Origin of the sequence: Candidatus Atelocyanobacterium thalassa isolate ALOHA (assembly GCF_000025125.1) — a bacterium.
GTDB classification, from domain to species: Bacteria; Cyanobacteriota; Cyanobacteriia; order Cyanobacteriales; family Microcystaceae; genus Atelocyanobacterium; species Atelocyanobacterium thalassae.
This window is the reverse complement of the sequence record NC_013771.1, coordinates 817542-834043: the sequence shown is the minus strand read 5'-3', so window position 1 is coordinate 834043 and position 16502 is coordinate 817542. Positions and strand designations below refer to the sequence as shown.

Genomic DNA, 16502 nt, shown 5'->3' with positions numbered 1-16502 from the left:
GTAATATACATACTACATAAGCTTTTAATACTGATTGGAGTTAATACTTTTTAATTTTTTGGGTATGAAACGCATGATGTATTTTTCGTTTTTGGTTTTTTAGTAACATATATTACTAAAAAACTTGTGATATAGTTTCTAGTTAAGCTTTAATTCACACATTGTTTATTTTTTATAAATAAAATTATTTAATTTTGTAAGTTTTTCATGCAATTAAAACAAGATATATTACTAGGTAAATCTATAGAAGAACTGACTAATTGGGTTGAAGAACGAGGACAGCCTAATTATCGTGGGAAACAGCTTCATCAGTGGTTATATCATAAAGGTATTAAATCACTGGAAGAAGTATCCGTATTTCCTAAAAACTGGAGAAAAGAGATAGCAGACTATCCGGTAGGTCGCTCTAGTATTAATCAACTCATAGTTGCTCCAGATAAAACTCGAAAATATTTATTAAATTTACAAGATGGATTAATTATAGAAACTGTAGGTATTCCAACGTCAAAACGGTTAACTGTTTGTGTCTCTTCACAAGTTGGATGTCCTATGAAATGTGATTTCTGCGCAACCGGAAAAGGAGATTTTAAAAGGAATTTAACCTGCGCAGAAATTATAGATCAAATTTTAACTGTTCAAGAAGACTTTCAACAAAGGGTTAGCCACGTGGTATTCATGGGTATGGGAGAACCTCTATTAAATATAAAAGAAATAATAAAAGCAATAAAAATAATTAATCAAGATATAGGTATAGGACAACGTTCTTTAACTATATCAACAGTTGGTATTCCTGAGAAAATTATAGAATTTGCTAACCATAAGCTACAGATTACTTTTGCTGTCAGTCTTCATGCTTCTAACCAAATATTAAGAGAGAAGCTAATTCCTACGTCGAAATTTTATACTCTATCCAGCTTAATAAATGATTGTAAAAAATATGTTGAAATAACGAAAAGAAGATTAACATTTGAATATATCCTCTTGGAAGAAGTTAATGATTCACTAGAGCAAGCAGTAGAACTAGCTAAGTTACTTAAAGGGTTTCAAAACCACGTTAATTTAATTCCTTATAATCCTATTGAAGAAGTTAAATATAAACGGTCTTCACCTCAGAGAATTAAAGCCTTTTGCTATCAACTTGAAAAGTATGGAATTACTACAAGTATTAGATATTCAAGAGGACTTGAAACACATGCCGCTTGTGGACAGTTAAGGGCGTCATATCATAAGTAGCTTTAGTATTTAATACATAGTTTCTTATGCAGAAAATATAATTAATTCCAATTGCTCTAATGTTTTCTCTAAGTTGCTATTAATAATTACCTTGTCGAATTCTTGACTAACTGCTAATTCTTCTTTTGCAAGTTTGAGCCGTTTTTTAATAGCTTGTTCAGAATCAGTTGCTCTACCTCTTAAACGATTTTCGAGTTCTGTGAGAGAAGGTGGTAATATAAAGATTCTTAAAACATTAGAAAAAGTTTTTTTGATTGTTTTTGCTCCAGCAACCTCTATCTCTAAAAGAACAATAAATCCTTTACTAATTTTATCTTCAATATTAAGACGTGGTGTCCCATAATAGTTTCCAGCATATTGAGCCCATTCTAGTAGTTGATTTTGTCGAATCATTTCTTCAAATTTTTCATTGTTGACGAAATAATAGTCCTTCCCATGAATTTCTCCAGCACGTGGAGAGCGAGTGGTCGCGGAAATTGATAAATAAAGATCTGGATAACGATTTAACAGAGAATGCACTATTGTGCCTTTTCCTACACCGCTAGGGCCAGTTAATACAACAAGTTTGCCTGACATCATAAAAAATAAATTACTAATTACTATCTATAATATTTTCTTTGCCAGAAATAAAACGATTAGCTATTGTTTCCGGCTGTATAGCAGATAAAATAATATGGCTAGAATCTGTAATAATAACAGCACGAGTGCGACGACCATATGTGGCATCAATAAGTTGTCCTCTATCTCGTGCATCAGTAACAAGACGTTTAATAGGGGCAGAATCTGGACTGACAATAGAAACTATTCGATTAGCAGACACAATATTACCAAACCCAATATTGATAAGTTGCATATTTTTCATATTAGCCAAGATATTTATATCATCGAAGTTAAATAATATTGATTAAAGCTAAAGTTAATAATATCAAAACCAGCATTTTTTTCGAGCTGTTTCATTAGTTTATATAAATAGCTATAAGATCAAATAAGAAATAAGTTTTTATAAAAAAGTAAACCTAAATTAATTATGTACATATTTTTATTTAATTGTTTTAGTGTATCTAATATTCAGACTTTGTAGATATCTAATTAAGTTATAAATAGTGTTTGAAAAATGTAAGAAATTATTATTAAAATTTCAGTAGGAACATCTTATTCCATAACTAAATTTTTTTTGATAAATATTCAAAAAAATCAATCAAGTCTTTCCATTATTGTTTGGACCATTATTTTTGCTTCTTGTTTCGTTTTAATTTCTCCATCTAGTGTCTTATCCAATAAAATTGTGAGAGCTTCTTTGTATCTTGGTCCTGGCAAATAACCTATGTTTTTTAAATCAGAACCATTTAAAGGAGAACTAATTTTTGAAAGTTTTGTAAAATATCGCCAAATAAAATAACGAATTTCTTTTTTAGATTGTGCTGCAACTAAAATTAAATCTATCCAATAGAACTTGTTAAGTAGGTTAACTTTATCACTAATTTTGCTATATTTTCTTAATCCTTGATTAATTTCTTTGTTAATGTTTTGTATCTCTGATAATCTTTTGATGCTCTCAGAAGGTAGTTGTAAATTAATAGCAATAATTTTTCTTTCCTTTAAAGGAATTGAAGAAAGTAATATTTCTAATAAAAGTAGCCATTTTATTGTTTTATGATGGGGATCACTATATTTCATCAATCGAGAAACATAACGCATTTGTCGTAAAATTTCGCAATTTAATATAAGCCCAGGATATAGGTAATATAAAGCGCCAAAGCAAGAAAGTAGCTCTAAGGACTTTCTCCAAGAATTAGACTGTAAGATAGATCTTAATTCATTTTTTAGACGTATGGTTAGACTAGGGATGATATTTACTTCTAATTTTAGGTGATCGTAAGTTTGATTCTTGGTTGCATTGTAAATGTACTGTATAGTTTGAGCCTCTATATCAAAGTCAAGGCGTATGGCGAATTTTACCGCTCTGTAAATCCTGATTGGGTCCTCAAGAAAACTATTAGGATGCAACACCTTTATTTGAGCTTTTCTTAGATCCGATAAACCCATAAATAAATCTAATAATTTTCCTTGTGCAGGAGATGTTAATTTTACTGCTAAAGCATTTATGGTAAAGTCTCTTCTAAATAAGTCTTGTTCAATAGGGGCTATTTGTATTTTTGGATTAGCAGAAGGGTAGAGATATGTTTCAGTTCTTGATGTTGTAATATCAATTTGTACTGAACCATATTTTTTATCTTTATTCCATGATAAAGATGCTGTTTTAAAATCATGGTACACAGTTAAAAGAACTTCTGGATAGCGTTTTTTTAAAGTTTGTGCTAACTCTATGCCTGCACCTATATTTGAAGGAGAAGTATTACTATCTACAACCAAGTCAATATCTTGTATTAGTATTTTTTGATTCTTTTTTAAAAGGAATAAATCTCTAACTATTCCGCCCACAACATATAAACTCCAAGCCTTTAGCTCTGCCTCTTGAATAATTTCTTCAAGCAATTGCCATATATTATTATCAACTGAATCAGATATCAATTTCATCAAATCAGCATCAATTAAAAGATTTTGAGATAATTTTTGATCTGAATTATTTTTAATTTTTGTTTCTGGCAGATTTTCCTTTTTCAGAATATTCAACAGTTCTTTATTATTCATAAGTAAGTATATTTTTTATATTAAGAATGTTTAAAAGTCACTGTATTTCAAATACCCCTATTATTTGGGTCTAGTAATTTTTAATAATTTTTTAAGATATTTATTGAAAATAATGAAGTTTTAATCTTATTTAATAAGAGGTTTTTAACACTGATAAAAGTTTATACTTATTTCATTAAAGCTACTGACAATTATAAATGTCTTCGGTATATAGTGCAGGTTTACTTACCACTATTACATGCATTTATTTTTTATGATAATTGTTTTAACTATGGGGTGATCTTAAATGTATTCAATTCTTTTTATATATACTTATCTTTATTAGAATAAAGTTATGTAGATAATATTATTTAGAATGACTTTCAAAATATTCTGAGAGTAAAAATTATTCATATGAATTTTTATTTGATGGCTAATTAATACATATATTAATATATTGAATTATTTATATTCAATATATTAATATAACCTTGTCGTAAATTTTCCCATTTTCCTGACTTCCATTTTATAACAGTAGATGGCAGTTTATTATTACATTTATGATTACTAAAATCTTGTTTTTGCAAAACTAATACTTCTGGAAAAATTTCTAATATTTCATCTACGTTTTTTGCAGGTTCTTTTCCTGAAATATTAACACTAGTAGTCAATAAACATTCTACTCTTTTGCAATATTCTTTGTGCCACAAAGCAGTCAGGAATACGTATTCCGATTGTTTTTGAATCAATGAGATTATTAGTATTTATATTTATTATGGATTCGGAAGCTGGTAATACTAGAGTCAAAGGTCCTGGCCAGTACCTATATGCTATGTTTTTCCAGTTTCTCAATTCTTCAGAGTTACCCTGAGTATATTTCCAAACATTTTCTGAAGATGAGCACATTAAAATTAGAGGTTTTTGAAAAGAGCGTTTTTTCAGGGCAAAAATTGATGAAGCATTTTGAGGTAGTGTAGCTAAAGCAGGAATTGTATCAGTAGGAAAACTAACTACTTTACCTTCAAATAATCCTTGAACTAACTTATCTGGAGATACTTCTGGCATTTTTTATCAGTATGTAATATGAATATACAGATATTATAAAAACATTGTAGATCACAAAATATAATATATTTACTGTAAAGTTAATATTTATTCTATAAGATTAAATATATTTTTTCATAAAAATTAGTATTTGAAAAATCATTACTACGATACTTTCACTAATATAAATAGAGTATATTTTTTATAATGTTAAATAATTAAAAATAGAACAGCAATAAGGTGCATAAAATAAAAATTATATACATTTATATATACAAATGCTATTGATATAAGTGAACTTTTAAAGTTTACTTTACACACTTAAGTTAAATTAGTAAACAATAAATAAAAAGTAGTATAAATAGTATTTATTAATATAGAAAATGATTGTAAATTGAATAATACATAATCCAAATTATATACAAAAGAGATGATTTTTAAACAAAGTTTATAGAGATAAAAGTTTCTGAACATTTTAGTCTAATATATAAACATAATTCATTCAGATTAATTCTTCTCTTATTAGTGAAATTTTAGAAAATTTTCATTAATAAGTTGACTATCTTTCTAGTTATCTCTAACATTTATAAACAACTTAAAATATTTCGTGGTTTATTATTTTTTCAAGATAGAAGTTAAAATAATGTACTGTCTTTGATTTTATAAATTACTTAGTTGCAGTTTTCAAAAATACTTAGAGTTAATCGATTATTCAAATATAAATATTAATTATATGAAAGTTCTTATTGCTGATTTTGATTTATTTAAGAAAACAGGAGGTGGACAAACTTTTTATCGCAGTCTTATTAAAAAGAATCCTGAAATAGATTTTTATTACATTATTAAAGATGAATCTTTAAATACTTCTTGTCTTCATAATTCTCATCAAATACCTTATAAAGAAATATTTAATTATGGAGATTTTACGAATTTTTTTGAAGCAACGCCACCTAAATGGGTACAATCAGCTTTTGTTCAAGCTAGTAACATAGCAGCTTCTTGCCGGGACATGGAATTTGATGTAGTTGACGTACCTGATTATGAACAATGGGGGATGTTTTTACGATCTGCTTTAGATCATTTTCATGTAAAGTGTGGTTCAATTGCACTTTCAATGCATGGAATTATATCTAAAACATTACAATTAGATTGGTTTGAAGGTAAAGAGAATATTCCACTTTCTCTACAAGAAAAAATGCAATATCAGGCTGTAGACATACGTTATGGAATTAGTAAGAGTTATTTAGATGAATGGAAGGAGGTTGATAATTTAAAATCTTATTATTATAATCCATTACATTTTATGGCTGTACCTGAAATTAAATCAGGCTCTAATTCGGAATCCTTGCCTAACCTAAATTTTATTGGTAGAACAGAAAAGCGGAAAGGACCTGATATTTTTGTAGATTTAGCTTGGTGGATACCACGAGAAAAATACAGTAATGCTTCTATAATAGGTCCTCATAGTTATAACTATAATCGAACTCAATCATCTAAAGATTATTTAGAAAAGATGATTAATAATAGAGACAAAAATCTAAGAATGTACCCATCAATTCCACATTCAGATTTAATGAAATTATTTAGTAGTAGATCCATAACTTTTGTTCCCTCTAGATATGACACTTTAAATTTAGTAGCTTTAGAGTCACTTTTTTCAGGATGTCCTACTGTCATTGGAAAAGGTGCAGGAGTATGTCGTTTTTTAGAAGATAATTTTCCAAAAATTCCATTTATTAAAATTGATATTGATAATATTTATGATTCTTTGCCAGAAATTATTGATTTATTAAATAACTATGATGATTATAGAAATAAATTAATTGCTGGAATTCGCGACTCAAATTTTCAAAGTAGTGGTCTTTTGTTAAGTGAAATTTATGGTTCTTCACCAGTTTCAAATCTTGAAATTCGTGAAGAATTAAACTATTGGTACTCACAATTAATAAATTATTGGGAATCTAGTCAATTAAATGGCTCAAACAAGATACCAGGCCTTAGATTATTAAAATCTAAAATTAGATCGAATGTGAAACCAATCTATCAACAAATTAAACATGAAGCTGGTAAAAATAAAGAACTTCTCAAAATTCCGCTAAGTAAAGTTCATAATGCCCAAATACTAAAAACTCCTAAATTAGTTAGACGATATAAGAACATTTTTAATACTTTAGAATTAACTCAAAAAGATCTTGATAAAAAAATTCAAGAATCATGGAAACTTGCTTCAGATGGTGATTACAGAAGTGAAGGTATACGAGATCGTTTAAATAATGGATATCGTATCGACAGGGTTCGTTTATGGAAAGGAATTGCTAGGATTGAAAGTTTGCGAGGAAACGAATTAGTAGCAGCTACGTACAAACTACGATGTATACGTCTATTAGATCAAGATTTATTTGGTGATCTTCCTTCTATAGTAAGAGTTTTAAATGATAAAGGATTTACAAAAGAATCTGAAGTAATACAAGCAATGTATGGTACTCATGAAGGTCGAGAAGATAAATGCTACGATCTTTTAGAACAAAATCGAGTAAGTAATTTATCAAACAATAAATGGAATTATGAATTTGTAGATGATCGTCGTAGTAAATCAACTTACCGTGTCAGTATTATAGTTTCTCTCTATAATGCGTCCTCTAAACTTGCTTTCTTCTTAAAAACTTTAAAACATCAAACTCTGGTTCAGAAAGGAGAAGCGGAAGTAATTTTGGTAGACAGTGGCTCTCCAGGAGATGAGTATACAGTTTTTAAAGAAATAATTGAGAAATTAAATATTCCTGTTGTTTATGTAAGATCTAAAGAAAGAGAAACTATACAAATGGCTTGGAATAGAGGGATTGATTTGTCTAAAGCAGACTTCTTATCTTTTTTAGGGGTAGATGAAACCATTCTTCCTACTTGTCTAGAAATCCTTGCTAATGAATTAGATAAGTTTTCAGATTTAGATTGGGTTACTGGACATAGTCTTGTTACCGAAGTGGATAGCGATTGTAGCTGGATTAAAGATATCATGCCCTATTATCGGAAAGAATATAAGCAAGACTTAGTTTATTTAGAAACTTGTTATTTATCATGGGTAGGTGCTTTATATCGTCGTTCTATACATAAAAGATTTGGCTATTATGATAGTAGTTTTAGAGGAGCTGGCGATACTGAATTTAAAAGTCGTGTCCTTCCATTTATAAAAAGTAAGATTGTAGATTGTACTTTAGGAGTTTTTTGGAACTATCCTGATGAAAGAACAACGCAAAGCCCAGCAATCGAAATTGAAGATATGAGAGCTTGGTATATTCATCGTACTCTTGGAGGAATTCGTTATGCTTTTGCTAATAGGAGTACAGAGGACGTAGAGAATTTAATTTATTTATGTTTGTGCTATCGAAAATCTTATTGTGTCCACACAAGCACAGATTTAGAATATGCTTATAATTTATGCCTTTATCTAAAAGAAATCTGTCCTCAATCAAAAGTTTTAAAATATTTTAGTGGAATTGAAACTTTACTAAAATCTTACCGCTCGTTAGATTGCCTTCCTAGCCTATCTCAATGGTCTCCTCTTAAAAAAATATTAGAGGTCCGTAAAGTTGCTGCCAAAATCCAGAAAGAACATAGATCTTCATGGAATAAAGATTTAAGTTTAGGATTAGAACCAACCTATACTATATTTAATGACAATCGCCATGAGCAGCATTCATCTTTATGGTTCACTAGTATTAATAGTAATTAAATCTTTGTAATAATAAATTATTGTTTAATTAAAAACGCAATTTAAAATTTTAAATTGCGTTTTTAATTTTGGCTTATGTGGTTCGTCCAATTAAGGTACGACGCTTCATAATCATTTCAAAAGCTTCAATCGTATCACCTTCGTTCCAGTTACTAAATTTATCAATTCCTATGCCACATTCATAACCAGAATTTACTTCTCTCACATCTTCTTTCATCCTTTTTAAAGAATCTAATGTTCCTTGATAAATCGTATTACCATCTCGAACGACTCTTATAAAACGGTTACGAACTACCTTACCTGACAATACATAGCAGCCTGCAACGGCACCTCTCCCTACTGGAAAAACAGCTCGGACTTCAGCCTGTCCTAGAGGAGATTCTATTTCTTCCGGTTCAAGAAGACCCTCCATTGCTCCTTGTATATCATCTAAAAGCTTATAAATAATATCATATTCCCTAATATCTACTTCTTCCTGATCTGCAGCAGTTTTAACACCATTAGCTAAATTAGTATTAAACCCAATAATAACTGCACCACTTGCAGCTGCAAGATCTACATCCGTTTCTGTAACTTCTCCCGGAGCAGCCAATAAAACGCGTATTTGTACTTCAGTTTGAGGTAATTGTTCTAGAGAACCTAAAATTGCTTCAATAGAACCCTGAACATCAGCTTTAAGAATAAGATTAAGTTCTTTAAGCTCTCCATCTTTAGCTTTAGCTGATAATGTGCTTAAAGTAACACGACGAGAAGATAGTGCCTGTTGCAATCTTGTTTGGCGACTATCTTTAGCATTCTTATCAGCCACAGCTCGTGCTTCTTTCTCACTTAAATAAATATCAAATTCATCTCCAGCTGCCGGTACACTACTTAATCCAAGAATTTCCACTGCAAAAGAAGGAGAAGCTTCTTTCACTTTATCTCCCCGGTCGTCTACCATAGCGCGTATTTTTCCAAATACAGGGCCGGCAACAAGAGAATCTCCTACTCGTAATGTACCATTTTGTATTAATAGTGTTGCTACTGGACCTCGATTTTTATCTAAGTGGGCCTCAATCACTGTTCCTTTTGCTAAACGATCAGGATTGGCTAATAGATCCTCAATTTCAGATACTAAAACTAACATCTCCAATAATTGATCAAGGTTATCTCCTTTAAGAGCACTTACCGGAACCATTATAGTATCTCCACCCCATTCCTCTGGTACAAGACCTAGATCTGATAGTTCTTGTTTAATACGGTCTGAATTTGACTCTAATTTATCAATTTTATTTATGGCTACAACAATTGGAACCTCAGCTGCTTTTGCATGGCTAATAGCCTCTCTCGTCTGAGGTTGCACACCATCATCAGCCGCAACAACAAGAATAGCTATATCCGTTATTCTTGCTCCCCTAGCTCTCATCGCTGTAAAAGCTTCATGTCCAGGTGTATCTAGAAAAACTAATTGTTGTTTTTTATTGTCATGCTCAATATCTACATGATAGGCGCCAATATGTTGCGTAATACCGCCTGCTTCTCCTTGAGCTACCTTCGTTTTACGGATAGAATCAAGAAGTGTTGTTTTACCATGATCCACATGACCCATTATTGTAACAACAGGAGGACGACGTTGAAGATTATCAAGATCTCCTTCATCAATCATTTCTGTATTTTTAATGGCTGCAGAGTCTTCCTCTGGAATTTCTACAATGATTCCAAATGACTCTGTAACCATTTTTGCTGTCTCTTGATCTAAAGTTTGAGTAATATTAACAGCAGTTCCCTTAGTAAACAGAAGTTTAATAATTTCTGTCTCTGATATATGTAAACGTTCTGATAATTCTCTGACTGTAAGATTTTTTTCAAGAATTACTTTTTCTGGTTGTCGAGGAGTTTCCTTCCGTTCTTTACGTTCAGAACGACTACGTTCAGATCCTGAGCCAATTGTTTTTAAAGTTGGCTTTTTAGGCTTGTGAACTACTTCAGCTGTTTGATGCTCAGATTTTGGCTTTGGAGGGCGAGCTATAGAAAGACTTAAACTTAAAGAAACAGTATTACTTTCTGACTCTGACTCAAAATCATCATCTTCGTCTTCAAGTGCTTTAAATCTACGTTTTGCTTTTGTGCTTGCTTTACTTGCTTTTGCCTTATTCTCCTCTTCTTCTTCTTCTTCCTCTTCCCAAGTTTTTTTCTTGAAAATTCTTGGTGTTGTAGGTCTTTTTAGTTGAGGTTTTGGCTTAAGTTCAATATCAAGTATTTCATCACTTTCGTCATCATCATCATCAATTATTAAAGAAGAATCAAGAGGATCAAAAGGCATGGTGTACTTTTTCTCTTCTTCTACTGGATGAGAAGAAGACTTTTTCAAGTCTGGTTTTCCAATATTAGGTTTTTTCTTTGATTGAACTTCGTTTGTACTACCTGTTATTTCTGGTTTTTCTTTGGGTTTGAGAGATATACCTTTAGGGGTTCTTTTTGAAAGTTTAACTTTATTTTTCCCTTCTAAAGATGGTTTCGTCCTACTTGGTTTATTAACGGGTTTTTCAAAATTTTCTTTAGAAGAGTCTGGTAAATCAAAATCTATACTTTCTGACTTAGATGTTTTTTCTTTTGAAATTGAGGGTTTAGACAAGCTAATTCGATCAGTTTTTGGTGATTTAATAGATGTTGATGAAATTGGTTTTTCAGGTGGTTTTGGTGCTGCAGGCATTTGAGATGAGACCGAGGTATCTGGGACCTCTAAATCATTTGCTTGATCATCCAATCCCTCTTCAGTAGAAGACTGAATTTGTTTATGGTGAATGGCTAAAATTTGCTGCTTTTTCTCACCTGACATAGTAGCGTCATTTCCTTGAGTCATACTTTGTTTGGTGATGTATTTTTCTGCCATTACTTTAATACGCTCAACTTGTGATTCTGTAATAGTACTACTATGACTCTTTACAGCAATATTAAGCTGAGCACAAATTTCTAGAATCTCTTTGTTTTCAAGATTCAATTCTTTTGATAAATCGTAAATTCTTACTTTATGTACGTTGTTCATCCACTATCCCCTAACTAAGTGTGGCTATTGTAAATGCCGAGTCTTTCGACAAAATTGACGAAGAAGCTCTTTGGAAAACTATATGAGTAGAGTTTTATAATCATAATTATGAAAACAATTTTCTCTTTTATATTTATGAGAATACTATCTTTTGTATTCAAATTTTTAAAAAAATTATCTTCGGATTAATGAAACTAATAGGTAATCTAGGATAAGCTTTTCTAAATGCTTTCATTTTCTAAACGTTCCCATAACTTTTTATAAATATTTTGAGGAATTGAAGTTTTCAGTCCTCGTTCTAAACGATTTTTTTGGCTAGCAACAGCTAAACAGGCTTTCTTAGGACACAAATAAACTGATCTACCCATCCCCTTATCTAATTGTACCGTTTGAGATAAATAGACTTTTACTATTCTCCAAAATTTGTCTTTGTGATTAATACAACGGCAGCTAATACAACGCCGATAATTTACTTTCATTATTTAGATTAGTCTATTACGAAAGATCTATCTTGAATAGGATTAATTTTTCAGACTTTTGAATTAATTAATCTTCAAATTGCTGATTTTCTAATTCTTCTCTATGGGCAATAGTATTTTTGATATCAATTTTCCATCCTGTTAATCGTGCCGCTAATCTAACATTTTGCCCTTCTTTTCCAATAGCTAAGCTAAGTTGGTCTTCTGCAACTAATATTAGAGCATGCCGTTCATCAGGACTGATCAATATTACTTCATCTATACGAGCAGGACTAAGGGCATTGGCTATGTAAGTAGCTGGGTCGGGAGACCAGCGAATAACATCTATTTTTTCTCCTCTTAATTCATTAACTACCGCTTGAATTCTAGAACCTCGTGCACCAATACAAGCGCCTACAGGATCAACATCTCTTTCTAACGTATCAACAGCAATTTTAGTTCTAGGACCTACATAGCGGGAAGGAGGATTAGCTTCTCTAGAAACAGCAACAATTCTCACTATGTCTTCCTCGATCTCAGGAACCTCTATGGAAAACATGTCTACTACAAGACCTGCCGCAGCTCGTGATACTAAAAGTTGAGGACCACGATGAGATCCTTCTCTTACTTTTTTAAGTAGTATTTTAAAAGATGAATTGGCTCGATAGTTATCATTTGGTAATTGTTCCTGTTTTGGAATAATTGCTTCTACTTCAGGCTGACCAAAAGTACTTTGAACAGCAACGATGATATCTTGACGCTCAAAGCGTAAAACTCTTGCGTTAAGAACTGTACCTTCTAATTCTTGAAATTCTTCTTGAATCAGTTTCCTTTGCTGATCTCGTAATTTCTGTAAAAGTACTTGCTTCGTTTGGATCGCAGCCATTCGACCAAAGTCTTTCTGTTCAGGTGTGACATCTAAAACAACTTCATCACCAAGTTGAGCTTCTGAAGCTACTTCCTGAACTTCTTGAAGGGAAATATGATGGTCAATATTTTCCACATTTTCCATAATTTTTTTTGTGGATAAAATTCTAAAACCTTCTTCTTCTGTATCTAACTCAACCTCGAAATTATCAAAATACTCATCATAAAAAGGCTGACGATCTAAATTTTGAGAACGTCGAAAACGCTCATAGCCTTTCAAAAGAGCCTCTCTTAGGGCTTCTTGAACGGCAGGTTTGGGCAAATTATGACGTTGACTAATTTCTCCAATCATATTAGTTAATCCAGGTAAACTAACCAGGGACATAAAAAAATCTCCTAAACATATAAATTATATAAATCTAGTGCGTATCAGTCTTCTAATCGGACTTGAACTACTGAAGAACGAGGAATGGAAACTATTTTACCTTTACAGTTAAGATAAACATTTTTACAATCTCGTTTTTGAAGTCTTCCTCGCCATTCTTTCTTTATTTAAATAGGGAGGACTGGTCATGATTCCAATAGCAAATCCTTGGAATGTAGTAAAATCTCGTTCAGAATTTAGAATTTGAGATATGCCAGGACTTGAAACTTCTAAAACATAAGCATGTGGAATGATAGTAGTTTCATCTAAGATAGATTCTAGGGTTCGGCTTACTTTTGCACAGTCATCTAGACTGATATTTTCAGCAGGATTAGAAATATCAAACCGTAAAATAGACGGACATTTATTAGTATGAAAAACTACATTCACTATGTCTATTCCCATTTCTTTAATAACGGGAGTTGTTAAATCAATAATTTGTTGAATTAATAAATGAGTCATTACTCAGAGATATCAGACAATAAAGGAAGTGGGTAATTAGCCCACTTCCTTTATGACTTTGATGATTAGGAAAAATAGTACTAAATACTATTTTAATGTGCTTCAACCTATTATCTTAACAAACCTTGAATTAAAACAGGTAGGATTTAAGATCTACACGAATGAAAGAAAAGTGAACTTTAGCCTAAAATGGTTAAAAGATTACCATATTTTAATATAACTATTTTTTAAATAGTTAAACAAAATAAGCAAAATTATTTAAAACTATTCAATACATTTTATATTTTCATATCTCGATTTGACCAATAATATTTAAAATATGTTTAGATACTGTTAGTTAAATAAAATAATGTATTACAAATTAGAGTAAAAAATAATTCTCTCAAAAAGAGTTTAATTTAGCAAATAGTTTAACGTTCCTTTTATTAGCAACTTAATGTGTTACTTGTTGAACCAAAGCCATTACATCACTACGACTAAGTTTGTCTTTTCCTAAAGCTATTACGTCTAATGTCCCATGAGCTAGAGCTAAGGGGATTTTACAGAAATCTAGTGCAGGTCCTGAATCAAGAGACTTAGTATAAAGATCCGCTAATGTGAGATTATAGCGAGCATATTTATACACATCTTTTATATGCCAACCTTGAGGAATGAAGCTTACTCCACGATTTAAATCTTCTCGATGATTACGAATAATGTTAACAGCCTGTAAACCTCTCCCAAAACCAATCGCATATTGACGACTTGTTTGAGTACCATCATGCCAAGACCATAAATCTGATAGAAGTATTCCTACTGCACCAGCTACACTAAAAGTGTATTGATTTAAATGAGCTTCTGTACGAATTGTCCAATTATTTTCAGTCCAATAAGCCATTCTATCAGCCATTGCTGCTGTTGCATCCCAAATACGAGGTGCAATGGTGTTTGGAGCTAATAAAGCCCATTTTCCTAACTGTAAGCTGACATCTGGCAAAATATTTTCATAAGGTGCCAAATCTGCTGAAAAATCTTTAATTCCTGATTTTTCATTTACAGCTTGTAAATTAAGACTCATTTGTCGCAGAATTTTAGCTTTAATGAAGTTTTCAATATCAGGATGATCTTCAACTTCATCAATAGCGCGCATACAAAGGTAGGCTGAAGCAACGGCTTCACGCAAATTGTCAGGAAGACGACTAATTGGTATGTAGAAAGTTCTACTGGTTTCTTTAAGAGCCTTTAGAGCATCATTTTGCAAATTCATTAATTTCACTCCTCACGCCAACTTTAACATATGCTTATTTAACTTATAAGGTCCCAATAAATTATTATGAAGTTTCTGGCAAACAAAGATCTCGAACTTTTACCATGAGAGTTCCGAATTGAAGACAGATTTTTATTAAAGATGGTGTCTATTGTATTACGGTTTGTAAAAATTTACCGTAATTCTTTAATTTTATTCGATGATTTTCTTTCTTTACCTCTTTTAATTTTTCATGAAAACATTTAGAAAATTTATCTATAGTTCTTAAAATCCTTATCATAAAAAAAATTTGTGTGATTTAATAGCTAGGTTTAAGTTGGTATGAATATTTTCATTATCCAAACTAGCAATTATTATTTCTTCTTCCATAGCAATGATTTCAGCAAGACTTAACCTATAAAAAGAAATTAAACTTATACTTTTTTACATCATCACTGCACATCACTAAGTAATTTTATAAAAGCCATGATTTTTAATTTATTTAATGTCAGAAGAAATATACTATAATAGTATGTGTATAAAAAGTATGATTAAGCATAAAAGTTTCGCCTTTTAAGCTTACCTGAGTTTTAATTAATAATTGAATCTTCAGAGTAACTTTTATTTTAATGATTTACTTTTAAAACTCATTAAAATTAAACTAAAGCATTTTCTACTTACCGTTTGTTTAGACAAAAAAACTATCTAATGGAAATTAAGGCAGTTCAGTCCGCTTACTATGGAGATGCAAATTTTCGTACTCCTCCACCGGATTTAGAATCCCTATTACTTAAAGAGCGTATTATTTACTTGGGTTTACCTCTTTTTTCCTCTGATGAGGTTAAGCAACAAGTAGGAATCGATGTGACCCAACTTATTATCGCCCAATTGCTTTATTTGCAATTTGATAATCCTGATAAACCTATTTTTTTTTACATTAACTCTACAGGTACATCTTGGCACACTGGAGATGCAGTAGGATTTGAGACAGAAGCTTTTGCAATTTGCGATACAATGAATTATGTAAAACCTCCAATTCATACTATATGTATCGGTCAGGCTATGGGGACTGCAGCCATGATACTATCCGCAGGAACAAAAGGTTGTCGAGCTAGTCTTCCTCATGCAACTATTGTTTTAAATCAGAATCGTTCTGGTGCACAAGGTCAAGCAACAGATATTCAAATTCGTGCTAAAGAAGTATTAAGTAACAAAAGTACTATGTTGCAGATTCTTTCTAAAAATACAGGGCAAGCTGTCGATAAAATATCGAAAGATATAGACCGCACATTTTATCTAACACCCGAAAAGGCGAAAGAATACGGACTCATTGATCGTGTACTAGAAAGTACTAAAGAACTTCCAAAATCTGCCAGCATTATTAATTGACCACTGGCTTGTTT

12 protein-coding genes and 1 pseudogene are annotated in these 16502 nt (G+C 31.3%); 3 read left to right on the top strand and 10 right to left on the bottom strand.

Annotation, left to right across the window (positions count from 1 at the left end):
• Positions 1-207 precede the first annotated feature (207 nt).
• Positions 208-1233 (top strand): dual-specificity RNA methyltransferase RlmN, encoded by a 1026-nt coding sequence (gene rlmN, locus UCYN_RS03445; protein WP_012954114.1) that lies wholly within the window; start codon positions 208-210, stop codon positions 1231-1233.
• A 24-nt stretch (positions 1234-1257) separates the two neighbouring features.
• Here the strand turns inward: rlmN and gmk are convergent, their stop codons facing one another.
• From gmk to UCYN_RS03425, 5 genes are all read right to left on the bottom strand, one after another.
• Positions 1258-1812, bottom strand: coding sequence for a guanylate kinase (gene gmk, locus UCYN_RS03440; protein ID WP_041487749.1), 555 nt, complete (start codon positions 1810-1812; stop codon positions 1258-1260).
• Between the two features lie 13 nt (positions 1813-1825).
• The gene (gene remA / locus UCYN_RS03435; RefSeq protein ID WP_012954112.1) at positions 1826-2095 is read right to left on the bottom strand and encodes an extracellular matrix/biofilm regulator RemA; all 270 of its coding nucleotides are present in this window, start codon (positions 2093-2095) and stop codon (positions 1826-1828) included.
• A 332-nt stretch (positions 2096-2427) separates the two neighbouring features.
• Complete coding sequence (locus UCYN_RS03430; RefSeq protein WP_012954111.1) at positions 2428-3885, bottom strand: CCA tRNA nucleotidyltransferase; 1458 nt, start codon at positions 3883-3885, stop codon at positions 2428-2430.
• 428 nt (positions 3886-4313) lie between these two features.
• Positions 4314-4535 carry a Sua5/YciO/YrdC/YwlC family protein gene (locus UCYN_RS06260; RefSeq protein WP_012954110.1) on the bottom strand — a complete coding sequence of 74 codons (222 nt, stop codon included), beginning with the start codon at positions 4533-4535 and terminating at the stop codon, positions 4314-4316.
• The gene (locus UCYN_RS03425) at positions 4525-4929 is read right to left on the bottom strand and encodes a Sua5/YciO/YrdC/YwlC family protein (protein WP_012954109.1); all 405 of its coding nucleotides are present in this window, start codon (positions 4927-4929) and stop codon (positions 4525-4527) included. Before UCYN_RS03425 ends, UCYN_RS06260 begins: the two co-directional genes overlap by 11 nt.
• Before the next feature lie 712 nt (positions 4930-5641).
• Between UCYN_RS03425 and UCYN_RS03420 the strand changes: the two genes are divergently transcribed.
• Positions 5642-8638, top strand: coding sequence for a glycosyltransferase (locus UCYN_RS03420; protein WP_012954108.1), 2997 nt, complete (start codon positions 5642-5644; stop codon positions 8636-8638).
• A 73-nt stretch (positions 8639-8711) separates the two neighbouring features.
• On the opposite strand, the gene infB is transcribed toward UCYN_RS03420, so the two are convergent.
• The 5 genes and pseudogenes from infB to UCYN_RS03395 form a co-directional block, all read right to left on the bottom strand.
• Entirely contained in the window at positions 8712-11663 is a 2952-nt protein-coding gene (infB, locus tag UCYN_RS03415; RefSeq protein ID WP_012954107.1) for a translation initiation factor IF-2, read from the bottom strand.
• Positions 11664-11884: 221 nt separating this feature from the next.
• Positions 11885-12142, bottom strand: a complete 258-nt coding sequence (locus tag UCYN_RS03410) for a YlxR family protein (RefSeq protein WP_012954106.1) — start codon at positions 12140-12142, stop codon at positions 11885-11887.
• Positions 12143-12209: 67 nt separating this feature from the next.
• The gene (gene nusA / locus UCYN_RS03405; RefSeq protein WP_012954105.1) at positions 12210-13373 is read right to left on the bottom strand and encodes a transcription termination factor NusA; all 1164 of its coding nucleotides are present in this window, start codon (positions 13371-13373) and stop codon (positions 12210-12212) included.
• Positions 13374-13417: 44 nt separating this feature from the next.
• Positions 13418-13874: pseudogene (rimP, locus tag UCYN_RS03400) on the bottom strand (ribosome maturation factor RimP).
• 433 nt (positions 13875-14307) lie between these two features.
• Entirely contained in the window at positions 14308-15120 is an 813-nt protein-coding gene (locus tag UCYN_RS03395; RefSeq protein WP_012954103.1) for a squalene/phytoene synthase family protein, read from the bottom strand.
• Between the two features lie 687 nt (positions 15121-15807).
• Between UCYN_RS03395 and UCYN_RS03390 the strand changes: the two genes are divergently transcribed.
• Positions 15808-16488: an ATP-dependent Clp protease proteolytic subunit gene (locus UCYN_RS03390; RefSeq protein WP_012954100.1), complete on the top strand. Its 681-nt coding sequence runs from the start codon at positions 15808-15810 to the stop codon at positions 16486-16488.
• Positions 16489-16502: the final 14 nt, after the last annotated feature.